Origin of the sequence: Micromonospora sp. WMMA1947 (assembly GCF_027497355.1) — a bacterium.
Taxonomy (GTDB): Bacteria; Actinomycetota; Actinomycetes; order Mycobacteriales; family Micromonosporaceae; genus Micromonospora.
Genome location: NZ_CP114909.1, coordinates 5,765,557 through 5,780,762, shown reverse-complemented (window position 1 = coordinate 5,780,762; position 15,206 = coordinate 5,765,557). Strand labels below are relative to the sequence as shown.

Here is a 15,206-nt window from a genome sequence, read left to right as displayed (position 1 = left end):
ACGGATCTGAACGCTTGATCATCGAATGCTGGTGCCGGCGGGTCAGGGTAGATCAAGACCACTCCTCGTGGGCGTCCTCGGCCGTCGGGGAGGTGTCCTCGTACGGCGTTGGCGGCCCGCCGTGGGTCCACGGCGTCTCGTCCCGAGAAGGGAAGGTGCCCGACGGCATAAAGGAGTCGCTGAGCGTGGTGTAGCAGATGCGCCGTCCCACTTCTGGCACGGTGCCGGGGGCCGGGGTGAGCGCGCGCCCCATCCCGCCGGTCAGTTCCAGCACTACCGCGGTCGTACCGTCGTCCTTCGGCGCCACGGACATCACTCGAGCCTTCTGCTGCTCGGGTTGTTCGGGGGAGAACAAGGCGGTGCCCGGTGCAACGAGAACCCTGTCGGCAGTGGTGACGGCGATCCAGGGGCGCAACACCCGCTTCTTCCCGCTGCTGTCCACCCGCGTGGGGTGGGCTGCCGTCACCTCGCCAACGAATGCTTCTCCGGTGAGCCGGTACTCGGCCATCACCATCGGATCGTCGTAGGCGCGTTGCACGTCGTACGAGGTCAGCGCCCGCTCCATGTGGTGTAGCTTCCTGGCCGCCGCGACCGCTCCGTCGCGGCGGGGCTGCGGGATCCCGCCTTGTTCGTGATACGCCGTGAAATTCGTGAACGCATCCCGGTCTTCCGTCCATCGCTTGGCCACGTGCGCGCCGGCGGGCAGCTCCCGCAGCAGAGAGATCGCCTGCCACATCAGTCGCCAGGTCGGCTCGAGCTGAGACCGCAGCAGGTTCTCCAGCTTGACTCGGCACCGGGATACCTGCGAACCCGTGGTCACCGCCCGGTCGTACGCGGCCATCGCCGGGGCCAGTTCCTCGTTGTCGAAGGTGGGGTCCGTGGCGGGACCCGCCGGCGGCCAGTTCACCGGGTCCTCGGCCGCGGCGGCAGCCTCGGTGCCCGTCATACTCGGCGGGGGCGTGATCCAGGCGAGAAGCGCGGCCAGCTGCGCGTCCTCGAGCGGGCTCTGCCCGGTGGCCCAGTGCATCGAGAGTGCCTGGGTCATCGCTACCAGGGACGAGGAGCCCGGATGCTCGGCCCGCTCGGCCAGGTAGGTCAGCCAGCGGCCGAGCAGAGGCACCGACGGGTCCACCGGGTAGTCGCCGTCGGTACGGCGGAAGCGCGTGGACCGCCCGAAGAGCCGGGTGAAACCGACCCCGCCCGGGTTTGGTACGAGCAGCTGCGGCGCGTCCGCGTAGCGGTGGCGGGTGGCCTTGCCCTTATTCGTCGCTTCGACGGTCCCGTGGAAGTTGTTGATGTAGGGAACCACGACGCCCGCCAGGTCGGCCGCGAAGGCGAACCGCTGGTCGCGGTTACGCGGCTGCGGCACGATCAGCAACGTCGGGTCTTCCGGGTCGTCACCGACCATTGCCGCGAGCGGCGCATTGGCCTCGCCCGCCATGGTGAGCGGAATGAAGACCAAGGGCCGGTCAGCTATGTGCACGTGACGGACGAGGGTGATCCGCTTGGCGATGCCCTCGACCACCGCCTCGGCCCGCGCCAGGGTGGTCAGGGTGGTCATTTGGCCACCCCGCTCATCAGCTCGGCGCGCAGCCGTGCTGCAGCCCGCAGCAGCTCGGCGGCCTCCTGCTGGTCCTCAGCAGGGGCAAGCTGGCTGCGTGCGATGGCCAGCGCCGTCTCCACGCGCTCGATACCGCCTACCTCATCCCGCGCAGACTTGCCAAGCGCGGCCGTGCACCCGCGAGCCTCGTGCCGGCAGAAGTACGCAAGCTCGCAGCTCGCCAGGCACTCCGGCGAGTACCGCGCCTCGACGGCTTCGAGGGCAGCGACCAGCGAAGCCGGCGACCTGGTGGGCACCCCACGCTCGTCGGGAGCGAAATCGAAGCTGAGCGTTGCCGGGAGGTCGGCCAGGAGCGCATCGATCCGGGTCATCCGGGACAGCTGACGGCGCAACACGGCGAGCTGCTTCCGAACGTCGACCCGGACCGCCATCGGCTGATTGGAGAAGTCGCGGGGGCAGACCAGCACGACATCGTGCGAGACGACCTGGGGGTCGTACCCGGCCTCGCCGAGCAGCTCACGCATGGCCAGCACGTAGACGGCGGCCTGGATCGCCGCGGCGGCCACCTTGCCCGGATCGCCCTGGCCGTCGATGACCGCGAAAGACTTGATCTCCACCACGTGGAACTGCCCATCGTGCTGGAACGCGATCAGGTCCGGTTCCAGGTAGGCCTGCTGGCCGGCTACCTCGAGTCGAAGCAGCGGGTGGTCAAAGAGCGTGCCAGCTCCGTCGACCTGGGCCGCCGCCCGGGTGAGCAGGGCACGTGACCGGGCGTACCGAACGTCCTGGCTCTCGCGGCCCGCGACCGACTCCAAGTCGTCGTAGGAGACCTCGGGAATCTCCAGGTCGAGGCGCTCCCGTAGCAACTGCAGCAGTTGGGCGCAACCGTTGGCCTTGACCTGGGCCTCGAAGGCGTTGCCCCGGGTGATCGCGAACTGCGACTGACCGAAGCGGGCCGGGTAGTCGATGTAGGCGGCCAGGCGCTGCTTGTCGACGCCGGCGCAGTCGAGCACCGCCCTGCGGGCGCAACCCGGGTTAGTGGTCAGAGCGGCGATGGTTCGAGCATTGTGGCGGCTCGCGGTACCGCCACCTCGGATCGCGGCCAGTCGCTGGCCGACGTTGGTCATGCCGTCCCCCTGAGTACACGCAGCTTGCTGCCGAAAAGCTGCTCGGCCTCGTCCATCTGCCGGCGGGCGCGTTCCGCCGCAGCCTTCCGCTGCGCCTGGTCGGCCGCCGCGTGCACGTCGAGCTCGGCCTGAGCCGCCTCCATGACCGTGGCTGCGTCTACCCCTCCATGCGGTTCGGCTGCCCCTGGGATCGTGGTGGCAAATCTCCAGAGAAGCCTGCTGACGCCCGGATCTTGCTCAGACATCCTGGTCGCCCGTTCCGCCACTTTGATGGCACCTGTCAGAAAGTCGACACGCGGGCTCAGCGGCCCGATGATGCGCCGATCGAGTGGCCAGGTGGATACGGCCAGCAGGCCGCGGGCCGGCGCCAGGTGCTCAGCGGTCAGCGCGGAGCAGAGGTAGTACGGCCGGGAATGCCGCGCCGTGCGGAAGGATCGCTCTTCGTCGCGGCGCAGGTGGGTGAGCTTGCCCGCCGCGATCCCAGTGGCTCCGGCGCCGTAGAAGGCGGCGTGTACTTCGGCGATCAGCTTGGGTGCAGCCGGCACCGACAGCAGGGTGAGCGCGTGGTGCACCTGCTCGCGTACCGGCACCAGCGGCGCGTCGTGCTTCGCGGTGGAGGTGTCGTCCTCTGCCGCGTCGGCGAGGTCCGTGAGCGCCTTCTCCCATTCACGTTCGGCGGCTCGCAGCTCAGCCCGCATCGCGTGCGCTCGGGCGGTGTCGCGCGCGATCACTGCCCGGCGGACCGCTGTTCGCAGGTCTTCAATCCGACGCTCGAGGTTTTCTATGGACTCGGCCACGAGGAACATGGTACAAGTTCCAGTGTTTTCCAGCAATCACCCGTCGGGCAGGTTGTTGGCGTAGGCAACAATACTTACCGTCGGGCCTTGAAGGGAGACCCGTATGGCCCCGGACCAGTCGCTACTTGACCAGGTTTTCGACCGGTTGGCCGAGGACAGCGTCCCCGACGACCTCGTAGATCTTGTGCTCGCCGCGTACGTCGGGGACGAGCAGCTTGCCGCCGTCCTCGGCGGAGATTCCGTCGAACTGCCGACCCGGGACCCGTCGACGCGACCGCGTCCACAGCCGCTCTATCTTGAGTCGATCACCGTTGCAGGCTTCCGAGGTGTCGGTCCACAGCAGAGCCTCCGGCTGCAGCCGCACGCTGGGCTCACCCTCGTCGTGGGTCGAAACGGCTCGGGCAAGTCGAGCTACGCGGAGGCCGCTGAGCTGGCCCTGACCGGCGACAGTGCGCGCTGGGTCGACCGCAACAGCGTCTTCAAGGACGGCTGGCGAAACCTGCACTGCGGGTCGCCGTGCGAGATCGAGGTGCTGCTGCGCGCCGATGGAGCCGCGAAACCCATCCGGGTACGCCGCTCGTGGCGCGATGACCACACGGAGGCACACCAGGGCGGCAGCAACATCCTGGCCGATGACGGCAACCGCTATGGGGAGACGGCCGAGCTTGGATGGCAACAACCGCTCGAGGTCTACCGGCCGTTCCTCACCGCGAGTGACCTCGCTCGGCTCGTCACCTCCACGCCCAGCGGGCTCTTCGACGCGCTGGCCCCGATCCTCGGCATGGACCCGATCATCGACGCCGACAAGCGGCTGATGCGGATCCGCAAGGATCTGAGTGATCAGATCGCCGTCGTCAGGACGGCGCGCGACGCGCTCCGTGCCGCACTCACCGGTGTCGACGACCCGCGGGCCCAGACAGCGCTCGCGCTCCTCGCGAAACGGGCTCCCGACCTCGATGCACTCGACCAGCTGCTTGCCGACGCCGGCAGCGACGTCAGCGACCCGGTCGCGGTCGCGGCCCGCCGCCTGGTCGCCGTAGCGCTTCCAGACGTGGCCTACGCAGACGAGGTGTCGAATGAGCTGATGGCTGCGGCAGCACAGGTCGCTGACCTCTCCGCCACCCGGGCCGGCACGGCAGACCAGGCGGCCCAGCTTCTCCGCATGGCCGTCACCTTCCACGACGAGCACGGTGACGGCCCTTGCCCCGTCTGTGGCTCGGGGACCCTGGACGTCGACTGGCGCACTCACGCTGGCGACACGCTCGAGAAGCTTCAGCGCGACGCCGTCGCCGTGGAGGAGGGGCACCGACGGCTTCAGGACGCCCGGGCCCGGGTCGCGAGGCTGCTCGACCTCGATCGACGGATCAGCACCGACGATTTGGAGATGTTGGCTGGCGCCCTCGACCAGGCTGACGTGGTGAAGCGGTTCCGCTCACGGGCGGATGAGCTCCACTCTGCTACCGACCAACTCTCAGACGACCAGATCGCCGGAGACCTTCAGGCGACCTATCGGCCGCTGCTCGAGGCGTTCATAGAGTTGCAGGAGGCGGCGAACGCTTGGCTCCGGCACCGCCACGACGCCTGGCGTGAGCACGCCGTCGCTCTGGAGGACTGGCTGGTCCGGGCCCGGGCAGCCGCCGAGAACGAGGCGAAGCTCAAGCGCGTCAACGCCGCCCGGGACTGGTTGAAGAGCGCGATCAGCGCGCTGCGCGACCAGCGGTTCCAACCGTTTGCTCAGCGGTCCCAGGAAATCTGGGACGAGCTGCGTCAGGAGAGCAACGTCGAACTAAGCGGGATGCGCCTCGACGGCACCAACACCCGCCGTAAGATCTCCTTCCCCGCCAAGGTCGACGGCACCACCACCTCCGCCATGGCGGTCATGAGCCAGGGCGAGCTCCAGGCTCTCGGTCTGTCGGTGTTCCTGCCTCGTGCCTGCGCCGACGACAGCCCGTTCCGGTTCGTCATCATCGACGACCCGGTCCAGAGCATGGACCCGTCGAAGGTCGACGGCCTGGCGCAGGTGCTGGCCAGCCTGGCGGAGACCCGGCAGGTCGTGGTCTTCACCCACGACAACCGGCTGCCCGAGGCGGTACGCCGGTTGCGCATCGAGGCCACCATCTGGGCGGTCACCCGGCGGGACGAATCGGTGGTGGAAATCCGGAAGAACAGCGACCCGGTCGAGCGGTACCTCAACGACGCCACCGCGATCCTCAAAGCCGAGGGACTGGCCGACAACGCCCGCTACCCCCTGGTCTCCGGGTTCTGCCGCTCAGCTCTTGAGGCCGCCTGCCATGAGCGGATCCGGCGGGAGCGGATCGCGCGCGGCGAACGCCACGGCGACGTGGAGGAACTCATCGAGAAGGCACTGACGCTCAACCAGGTGACGGCACTGGCGCTCTTCGGCGATCTGCACCGCGGTAAGGATGTGCTCGGCCGAATCAACCGCTTCGGTGGTTGGGCCGGTGATGCGTTCCAGGCCTGCAAGCAGGGTGTGCACGGACCGGGCACGTTCGACCTCGATGTGCTGGTGCGAGACGCGCGCCGACTCGCGGAGCATTTGCGATGACCGCCGGCCCGATCGTGGCTGTCCCGGAGAGCTGCCTGGAAGCTGCCGACCAGTTGCTGTCCAGCGTCGTACGAGGCACCCGCGGCGCCTGGCCGCGAGCGTGCGCCTGGCTCCTTCGGCTCGCACTCGAGGCCGCTATGGACGACTACTGGTGGCGCTGCCACCCCGAGGTGTTACCGATGCGCGCCCGCTCGCCGCAATTCCTGATCCTCGACCGCTACGCCGGCCGGTCCATCGCCGCCCGGGCTGGATACGCCTGGTCGGCGCTGTCCCGCGCTGGCCACCACCACTGCTACGAGCTTGGTCTCACTGCGGGAGAACTGCGCCGACTGCGGGAGATGGTGGCAACGGTCATCAGTGACCTCGCTGCGGCGCGAGTTGGGCACGAACGGGGATCCGATGACCACGATTGACCTGGGGTGGATGCGGTGCATCAAGGCGCGTGAGGGCTGCTGGGTTGGGCCGATTGAGGCCTTGGGCAACCCGGGCCGCTGGAGGGGGGCCAGCTGGTCGGCAAGCTGGACGCCGCGTCGATCGAGGTTAGGACGCCTCCGGCGGGGGCGCTCCGGCTCCAGGATGGCCGGAGGCCGTCTGCGGCCGCCAGCCCTGTGGGTGGTGGCGGTGGGCCATCCTGTCTTCCATCGACCCGGGCAAGCCGAGCAGACCGCCGCCCGGCCCGCCAGCGTCCGTACGAGCTGTCCAGGTCCGGTTGACCTGGCGGGCCGGGCGGCGGCCCGCTCCCCGGCGGGCGGGTCGACGGCAGACAGGATGGCAGGGCGGCTTGGTGAGCGGTATGTATCGGAGAGCGCTCTGATCCTCGGTCCCGGCCGACCCAAGCACGTCACCCTTCTGGCCAGAGCGTGAGCCCTTGGAGAACGCGTGGAAGGAGATGTGAGTGCGGCCCGGCGCAGAACCCAATGAGGACGAGGAACGGCCCGCCGACGGCCCGGATCTGTGGCAGCTGGCCGGTCTACCCGGTGGGTTGCTGCAGGCCAGCTATCTGACGAGCCGTTTCTCGGCCCAGTACCGGCTGATTGTCGATGTCCTGCTCGCCGAGCAGGAGCACACCCTTACCGGAGTGGCGGCCGCCGAACTGCCCGGGCTGCTGCGTCGCAAGCTGCAAGTGCTGGGTGTCGACCCGGCTCTACTCGACGACCCGACGTTCAGGCTAAAGGACCGGATGGGCCGTCTCGAACAATGGGGTGTTGTCTATCGTTTCCAGGATAAGGCGGTCCGGGACGCGGAGTTTGTTCTCGACCGGGACCGGTACCAGCTGACCGAGACCGTCGCCGAACTGCACCGGGCGATCACCTCCCTCGGCGACGACACCGCCGCAGCGGCCGCCGCTACTCTCGCGCCCGGGATTCTGACGGCTAACCTTTCTCTACTGTGTGAGCGTGCCGAGACGGATCCGGCCGGTGCGGCTGCTGCCTGGTCGGTGATCGCAACAACGCACCAGTCGATGGTCAAAGCTGCCGCCGGTTGGCAGGCGCGACTCGCTGGTGCGCTGGCCGGCGCGCCCACACCGGAGAAAATCACCACTGTGCAGGAGACCCTGCGTCGCTATGTAGACATGTGGGGCGCTGGTATCGACACGCACTCCGAGGCGATCACCGTCCTTGCCGCGAATCTCGCGCTGTTGCCAGTATCCGTCTGGCGGCGCATCGCCGTACATACCCTTGGCGCGAATGCAGACGAGCCAGCGGTCGAGGCGCTCGTTGACACCCACGTGCGCACCCTGGAGACCTTGCGTCGCTGGTTCGACGGACCGGACTGCCAGGCCCGCAAGCTGCGTCGGCAGATGCGCGACACGATCGGGCCGCTGCTGCGCGGGCAGCGAACCTTGGCAGCAGTTGGGGGGCACGTATCCCGTCGCGCCGAGCTCATCGACTTGGCTACCCGCCTGGAATCGGCCTCGGACGACAACGCCGCCTGGAGCTTGTGGTGCGCCGCGACCGGTCTGTTCTCCGCTCGGCATCTCCCCGGTGCCGGTGACCCACCGGCGGGCAACCCCGGCGCAGTCTCGTTCTGGGATGCCGATCCGGTTCCAGTCGAAGCGCGCCTGCGCAAACAGGGTCCGAAAGCAACGACCGGCACCGCGGCCCGGATTCCCGACCGGACCAGTGCAAAGCGCGCCGCTCGCGAACGGGCTGCACGGGCCGCCGCACGGGCCGCTGTCACCGAGGCGGCGATCCTTGCTCGGTCCGGGCAGCGGCTGTCGCAGTGGCAGGACCTCACCGCCGCCGAGCTGGAGTTGTTGCTGGTCCTTCTCGGCACGGTCGCCGCCGCTCGGCCAGACCCCGCAGGTCGACGATCGGCAACCACCGGCGACGCCCGCTGGCTGCTGAGCGTCGAGCCGCCTCTGGACGGAGCGCCGGCCGCGATCGTTCACACGCCGGAGGGCCGGCTCGTGCACCCTGACATCGTCCTGCACATCACCCCGGCCGGGAGTCGCCCGTGAACACATCCACGTCCGCTTCTGCGCGCGAGGCGCAGCAGGCGTTCCTCGGCCTGCTCGCTCAGCCGCTGATCACTCCAGCCACGAACCGGGTCCTGCACCGGCACGTCCTGCGCCATCAGCGGCAGATCACCGACCACGCCCGCCGGGCCGGGTACCGGATCCAGCGGGTCGGCCGGGCCGTACGTCTTATACGGGTACCAATCGCCGGGACTGTCACGGCCCCACCCCGCCCCGCGGACGCACCTGGCCGAAGGCTGCTTTCGCTCGTATGCTGTCTCGCCGCATGCTGCGAGGAAGTCTCCGGCACGGTGACGTTGCAGCGGCTTTCCGACACGGTCCGGGACCTGACCTCTGCGCCCGGTGTCACCGTCACCGGCTACGACCCGGAGCAGAAATCGCAACGTCGGCTGCTGCGTGACGCGGCTGGCCTTCTCGCCGGGTGGGGAGTGCTGCGCCGCCGGACCAGCGACGAGAAGATGCTCTTGGACTGGACTGAGGACGGGTCCGGGCCTGGTGCCGGCTACGAGGTTGACCGGGACGCGCTGCTGCTGTTGACCAGCCCGGATGTACTCGCCGCTGCCGTGCAACCGCCGGATACCGACGCCGAGCAGGTCGCAGCGACCCGTACGGTTCGGCAGTTGCGTGCTTTGCTAGAAACCCCGGCCGTCGTGTACGCCGAACTGGACGAGCAGGATGCGGACGCGTTGCGTAAAGCCCGCGGGCTGCGCACCACTGACCTGGCGCAGATGACCGGCGGAACGGTCGAGGCGCGCGCCGAGGGTCTCGTCCTTGTTCTGCCCGAGGACCCGGATCGGTCGCCGACCGTGGCTGACTGGCCGCGTGCACGAGCTGCCGACTGGGTGGCGCTGTTGATGGCTGACCTTGCTGGGCGCCATGGCATCCGCACCCCGTCCGGCACAGTTGTGCTGACCGACGGCCAGGTGGACGAGGTCGTCGAGGACCTGATCGGCTGGCGCGGCGAGTACATGTCCAAGGACCAGAAATCGCTACCGGGCAGGGTCCGAACCGATGCGGAGACGATCCTGACCGAGCTTGGCCTGCTGCGCATCGGCCCTGACCAGTCGTGGACGTTATCCCCAGCCGCAGGCCGATATCGCGACCCTGACGTCACCCTCATCGACACCACGGAGCCGACCCGATGACCACGATCGACCTGCCGGTCCCGGGCCCGGCCGCCACCGACGAGCAGCTGGCCGCATGGCGGGACGCGGTTACCACGGCCGGCCTGCCCGGCCCAGCCCGCACTCGCTGGCAGGCGCTGCGCGCCGGAGTTCTCGGCCTGTGGGAGTTCGACGTAGCTGAGTACTGGTTCGCCGACGGCCGCGCCCAGTTCGTCGGGCAGAACCAATCCGGCAAGTCGACGCTGATGGCGTTGACGACGCTGCTCATGCTCGCTGGCAGCCTCGACCGCAGGTACGTCGACACGTTCGGCCAGTCGGACAAGGAGTACCGGTACTACGTCGAACCGGTCGCCGACGACCGGGACAGGCGCGATGCCTCTGCGTCGACGAACCGCGGCTGGGCGTGGGTTGAGTACGGCCGGATCGGCCCGCTCGGTACGCCGGAGTTCTTCACCACCATGCTGTACACCCAGACTAAACGCGGCGTAGCGCAGATGACCCGCGCGTGGGTCGTCTGCCACGGCACCGCCCGGGTTCGCGCCGGTCTGGAACTAGCCGTGGGCCAGGCGGTCACCGAACCGAAAGCACTCGAAGCCGTCGACGGTGTGACCGTGTATATGAAGGGTCAGTCCTACGCCGAGCGGCTGGCCACAGACTTGTTCGGGTTCGACGACACCGACCGGTACGCGACCGTGATCGAGATGCTGAAGGTGCTGCGGACCCCGCACCTGGGGCAGAAACTCGACCCTGACTGGTTCACCTCGCAGATCCGCTCGGCGTTGCCCCCGGTTGCGAAGAGTGAGGTGTCCGAACTCGCCGACGGCTGGCAGGAGCTTGAGCAGCTGGCCCGCGACCGGGACTCGGCTGAGGAGGCGCGCAAAGCGATCACCGTCTACCTGGCCCGGGCGTGGCGCCCGTGGGCGGACGCGGTTCTTCGTCTGCACGCCGACACCCTGATCGCCGCCGACACCGGCGTCACCAAGGCACGTGCCGAAGTCGGCGTCGCAAAGGCAAATCTGGATGAAGCCCGTAAGCGCCTCGACGAGGAGGCCAGGAACACCCGCGACCTCGAAGAGGCTCTCGACCGGACACGCAAGGAACTGATGCAGCTGCTGCGCTCGTCGGTATACACGAGCGCGGTCGAACGGGCCAACGACGCCCAGCGGCTGCGCGCCGAAGCGAACGCGGCGAAACGCCGTGCGGAGAAAGCCGCCGTACACCTGGCCCGGACCCGCGCCGAACTCGAAACGGCCAGATCCGAGCGGGAAAGAGCGGAAGGAGAACTCGGCAAGGCCGAGCAGGAAGTAAGCGCCGCCGCCGGTCGGGCGGTCGAGACGGCGGCGGTTGCTGGGCTCGGCGATCAGGTGCCGGTGTGGGCAGCGTCCGGGGACGTTGACCGGTTCGACGCGGCGATCACCGCCCGCCGCGCTCAGGTCGGCACGCTCCGAAAATTGATCCGTGCCGCCAGTAAGGCGGCTGCGGTGTGGCAGGCCCTCGACGACTCGGCGCAGAAGGCGAAGGAGCAGCTCGACGAACGGACCGAGGCGGCGAAGGCCACCGAGCACGCCCTGGCGCATGCGCTGCAGGTCCTGTCCGACGATCTGGAGCGGTGGGCGACAGCGCTCGGCGGCATGTGCCCACCGGTCGAGGCCCGCGACACGTGGATCACCGCCGTCACCGCCCAATCGGCAACGCCCCGGCCGCGGGAGGTCCTAACTGGCCTGCTGACCCGGGAGTGGCTAGACCCGGTGATCGGGCCACTCACCACCCGCGCCGCCGAACTGCGCGCTGCCGCGAGAACCGCAGCCGCCCACGCCGCCGACGCCGACCGGGACGCTGACGCACTCGAGAACGCTGGTGAGCCGATCCCCGACGCGCCCGTGCGGTGGATCCGCCGGGACCGGCCGTCTTTCCCGTCCGGTGCCGGCGCCCCGCTGTGGCGGCTGGTCGACCCGGTCGACGGTCTCGATCCGGTGGTCCTCGACCATGTGGAGGCCAGCTTGGCAGCCGCCGGCCTGCTGGACTCGTGGGTGACCCCCGACGGTGTCTGGGCATCGGACCGCGACGGCGATGACCTCATCATCGTCCACGGCACCGTCCCAGCCGGCACCGGAACACTCGCGCAAGTGCTGCAACCGGCCGAGGACGCCGGCAACCTGTCCGCTGCGGTAGTCCGGATCCTCACCGGCATCGGCTACACCACCGACGGGCCGTTGACTGCGCCAACCTGCCTGGCCGCCGACGGACGCTGGCAAACCCCGGCCGCGGTCGGGCGGGCTGGAGCCGCAGCACACGGTGCGGAGCTAATCGGCACCGCCGCCCGAGCTGCCGCCAACCGCCGCAAGATCACCGAGCTGCGCGCACAGGCAGCGGCGTTCCGAACCGAATCTGCACAGCTCACCGGTGAAGCGGATCAGGTCACCGGTGAGATCAGAGGCTTGCGTGCCGCAGCCGATCAGGCACCCACCGACGCGGATGTGGTCGCGGCCGCGGCCGCACACACTGCTGCGGCCGGCGAAGCGGACAGGGCTGCTCGCACCTACCGTGATGCTCGCGGCCGTGAGCAGGAAGCGCGGCGCATGTCAGACGCGGCGACGGGGGACGTGACCAGGTACGCCGCCGAAAACCTTCTGGCGATCGGCGAGGAGCAGCTCGACACCCTCACGGGTGCTCTTGACGTGGCTGCGGCCGCATCCGGAGGTCTCCGTCTCGCCCTAAGTGCGCGGAAGGTGGCCACGTCGGCGGTCACGGCCGCAGCCGGACGGGTCGCGATCGAGGACGGCCGGGTCCTTGACGCCGCCAGCACTGACGAGGACGAGGCGCAGGTGGCGCGAACCGCGGACGTGAACGCGACGCTGGCCGAGGAGTCGGTGGACGCTGACACTCAGCAGCTGTTCGCCAAGGCTGAACGTTTGGAACGCCAGGTTGAGGAGTATGGGCCGTCGATCTCGGCGAGCAAGCGTGAAGGCCTCGCCCGCTCCGAGGCGGCCGGGAAGGCGAACACCATCTGGCAGCAGCGCTGCGACGACCTGACCGCCATCCTCGAACGCAGGGACAACGCAGTCACGGAATGGTGGGTGCCGGTGGACGCCGGCCTGGCCGAAGCCCGCAATCTGGTTACCCCGGATAGCCGAGATTTGGATGCTGCGCTCACGCATGCTCGCGCGGCCGCTGACCAGCTGCGACCTCAAGTGTGGCCGGAACGGCTTGACGAGAAGGCTAGACGGGCAGAGGCGGCGTTGTCGCGGATGCTCGGCAGCTCGCTGGTCGACCTGCGCAGTGTCCTGGAGACCTCCGGCGGGCGGTCGGTGATCACGACCGAGGCCGACGAGCAGCATCCGCTACCGTCGGTCACCCTGATCGTGGACGCGTCCGGCACTCAGCACGATCCAGCTGGTGCGATCCGGCATCTGCAGACTCTGGTCGAGGAGCTGTCGCGCACCCACGACGAGAAGCTGCACCAGATGTACACGGAACTGCTGTCATCAACGTTCATCGACCATCTTGCCGACCGGATGAAGAAGGTCATCAAACTCCTCGACGTCGTCAACGACGTACTGAGGAAACATCCGACCGGAGCGAACAAGACCACGCTGCGGCTACGCCGTGTCCCGGCCGAAGGGCAGGGGCCTGGGTTCAAAATCTTGAAGGCGTTGCAGGAAGGGTCGATCGAGTCCGAGAGCGCTCAACAGCAAATCCAGCTGTTCCTCGGCGCCCGAATGCGTGAAGCGCAGGACGCAGGCCTGGTCGGCACCGAGGATTGGACCGACCGTCTAGCGGAGCTACTCGACTACCGCGCATGGTTCGCTGTCGTCGCCCAGTACAAGGTCGGTGACGGCGACGACGAGACCCGCTGGCGGGACCTGACCAGGAAGGCTCACGGCGTCGATTCCGGCGGCGGGAAGGTGGTCACCCTCCTGCAGCCGCTGCTGGCGACGCTGGTCGCCTTGTACTCCGAGTCGCAGGACGCGCCGCGGCCGTTGTGGCTCGACGAGGCGTTCGAAGGCGTCGACCCGGGCAACCGAGCCACGATGATGCGGATGCTCACCGACTTCGACTTGGACTTCCTGCTCGCCGGACCGGCGCCGCTGGTCGCGATCGCACAGGTCCCAGCAGCCGCAGTGTGGGTCATCACCCGAGCCCCGGCTCCGGTCGCCGGCGTTGACCTGTCCCTGATGCTCTGGGCCGGGAAAACCCTGGAACAGGTTTCGGTCGGCGACTACGCGACCCGAATCCTCACGCCGCGCCGCCCCACCGACGACTCCAATCCGGACCTGTTTACCACCATCTCCGATATGGGCGGCCCGGCCGATCCAGACGCCACCGGCGACGATGCGGATATCCCGGCGGGCATCATCGCCATGGACATGGGCGGGCCGGCGTGACCGCAGCAATGGATCGATGGGCGGCCCAGGCCGGCCCACAGAAGGTTCTAGAGGCGGTCCGGAAGCTGCTGGAGGAACAGCGCACCGGCGCCGGGGTAACCGTCCGCGTGAACCTGAGCCAGCCCGAACGGGCGCAAGTCGGTCGAATCCTCGGCCTCGACTGGGAAACGTCCAGCCGTCCGATCACCCTCGGCAAGCTGCGGGTCGCCCTGACTCGCGCCGGTGACGACCTGCTGGACCTGCTGACCCGCACCGGTGGCCCGGTCGTCGACGTCCGCGGCCGCCGGGAGCACGCCGCCGCGCAGGCAGCCGCCACCGTCGAATCCGCATACACGACCCTGGCCAACGCCGGGCTGCCCACGCACGCCGTGGACCTGGCCCGGACCCGCCGGTGGCTCGAACGCCCCAACCCGGATTTGGCCACCAGCCGGGCTGCTGACGTGGCACGGCTGTGGCAGACCCTGCCCGGCGCAGGCCGGCCCCTGGCAGAAGTAGCGAACAGCCTGTTCGCCGACCCGCACCGTTTGGACCGCGACACCGATCTCGGCCGGATCGCCGCCCGCTTGCTCGCCGCCGCGACCGCCCAACCCGCCGACGCCGCTGCTGCCGCCGACACGGCGCTCGGCGCAGCCCGGTGGCGGCAAGTGTGGGCCGGGCACGGGATTAGCTGCGACGTAGTGTCCGCCACCGTCCTCGTCCTCAACCTTCCGCTCACCGGATCGGCACCGGCGGCGACGATTGCGGTCGCGGCCGCAGGGTGCGGCGAGCCGGTGTGGTTGACCAGCCGATCTTTGCGCGGCGACTGGACGCCCTGCCCGGACGTGGACGTGGTCCGGGTCTGCGAGAACCCTGCGATAGTGGAAGCCGCTGCCGAGCAGCTCGGCCGATCCTGCCTGCCCCTGGTGTGTATCTACGGTCGGCCATCGTCGGCGGCGTGGACCCTGCTGCGCGGCCTGGCTGGCGCCGGCGTGCGGCTGCTGGTAACTGCAGACAGGGACGACGCCGGCCGTCGGTTCCTCACCGAAATGCTCTCCCTCCCCGGTGCCATCGAATGGCTCACGGACGCTGACGGTGTATACGAGGAGGCCCGCCTGGATGCGCTGATCGCCGACCTGACCCCGGCACCGAGCGCCGCCATGCGTTCGAGCGGGTGAGCCGCCCGGTCAC

9 protein-coding genes are annotated in these 15,206 nt (G+C 69.0%); 6 read left to right on the top strand and 3 right to left on the bottom strand.

The window, feature by feature from the left end:
• Window positions 1-52 precede the first annotated feature (52 nt).
• Genes O7604_RS27170 through O7604_RS27160 form a run of 3 tightly spaced genes read right to left on the bottom strand, consistent with a single transcriptional unit; the run spans window position 53 to window position 3,494 of the window.
• Window positions 53-1,561 (bottom strand): hypothetical protein, encoded by a 1,509-nt coding sequence (locus O7604_RS27170; RefSeq protein ID WP_281578221.1) that lies wholly within the window; start codon window positions 1,559-1,561, stop codon window positions 53-55.
• Complete coding sequence (locus O7604_RS27165; protein WP_281578220.1) at window positions 1,558-2,688, bottom strand: hypothetical protein; 1,131 nt, start codon at window positions 2,686-2,688, stop codon at window positions 1,558-1,560. Before O7604_RS27165 ends, O7604_RS27170 begins: the two co-directional genes overlap by 4 nt.
• The gene (locus O7604_RS27160; RefSeq protein ID WP_281578219.1) at window positions 2,685-3,494 is read right to left on the bottom strand and encodes a hypothetical protein; all 810 of its coding nucleotides are present in this window, start codon (window positions 3,492-3,494) and stop codon (window positions 2,685-2,687) included. Before O7604_RS27160 ends, O7604_RS27165 begins: the two co-directional genes overlap by 4 nt.
• 94 nt (window positions 3,495-3,588) lie before the next feature.
• On the opposite strand from O7604_RS27160, the gene O7604_RS27155 reads away from it, so the two are divergent.
• From O7604_RS27155 to O7604_RS27130, 6 genes are all read left to right on the top strand, one after another.
• Complete coding sequence (locus tag O7604_RS27155; protein WP_281578218.1) at window positions 3,589-6,051, top strand: AAA family ATPase; 2,463 nt, start codon at window positions 3,589-3,591, stop codon at window positions 6,049-6,051.
• The gene (locus O7604_RS27150; protein ID WP_281578217.1) at window positions 6,048-6,464 is read left to right on the top strand and encodes a hypothetical protein; all 417 of its coding nucleotides are present in this window, start codon (window positions 6,048-6,050) and stop codon (window positions 6,462-6,464) included. The genes O7604_RS27155 and O7604_RS27150 overlap by 4 nt, the downstream gene beginning before the upstream one ends.
• Before the next feature lie 482 nt (window positions 6,465-6,946).
• Window positions 6,947-8,512 (top strand): DUF2397 domain-containing protein, encoded by a 1,566-nt coding sequence (locus tag O7604_RS27145; protein WP_281578216.1) that lies wholly within the window; start codon window positions 6,947-6,949, stop codon window positions 8,510-8,512.
• Window positions 8,509-9,675 carry a TIGR02678 family protein gene (locus O7604_RS27140; protein ID WP_281578215.1) on the top strand — a complete coding sequence of 389 codons (1,167 nt, stop codon included), beginning with the start codon at window positions 8,509-8,511 and terminating at the stop codon, window positions 9,673-9,675. The genes O7604_RS27145 and O7604_RS27140 overlap by 4 nt, the downstream gene beginning before the upstream one ends.
• A complete protein-coding gene (locus tag O7604_RS27135) occupies window positions 9,672-14,039 on the top strand; it encodes an SbcC/MukB-like Walker B domain-containing protein (protein ID WP_281578214.1) in 4,368 nt (1,455 codons plus the stop codon). Before O7604_RS27140 ends, O7604_RS27135 begins: the two co-directional genes overlap by 4 nt.
• Window positions 14,036-15,193: a TIGR02679 domain-containing protein gene (locus O7604_RS27130; protein WP_281578213.1), complete on the top strand. Its 1,158-nt coding sequence runs from the start codon at window positions 14,036-14,038 to the stop codon at window positions 15,191-15,193. The genes O7604_RS27135 and O7604_RS27130 overlap by 4 nt, the downstream gene beginning before the upstream one ends.
• The last annotated feature ends 13 nt before the right edge of the window (window positions 15,194-15,206 follow it).

Bases quoted from the DNA above. Each gene is read 5' to 3' on its own strand.
- O7604_RS27170 (WP_281578221.1), bottom strand. From the start codon at position 1,561: ATGACCACCCTGACCACCCTGGCGCGGGCCGAGGCGGTGGTCGAGGGC.
- O7604_RS27165 (WP_281578220.1), bottom strand. From the start codon at position 2,688: ATGACCAACGTCGGCCAGCGACTGGCCGCGATCCGAGGTGGCGGTACC.
- O7604_RS27160 (WP_281578219.1), bottom strand. From the start codon at position 3,494: ATGTTCCTCGTGGCCGAGTCCATAGAAAACCTCGAGCGTCGGATTGAA.
- O7604_RS27155 (WP_281578218.1), top strand. From the start codon at position 3,589: ATGGCCCCGGACCAGTCGCTACTTGACCAGGTTTTCGACCGGTTGGCC.
- O7604_RS27150 (WP_281578217.1), top strand. From the start codon at position 6,048: ATGACCGCCGGCCCGATCGTGGCTGTCCCGGAGAGCTGCCTGGAAGCT.
- O7604_RS27135 (WP_281578214.1), top strand. From the start codon at position 9,672: ATGACCACGATCGACCTGCCGGTCCCGGGCCCGGCCGCCACCGACGAG.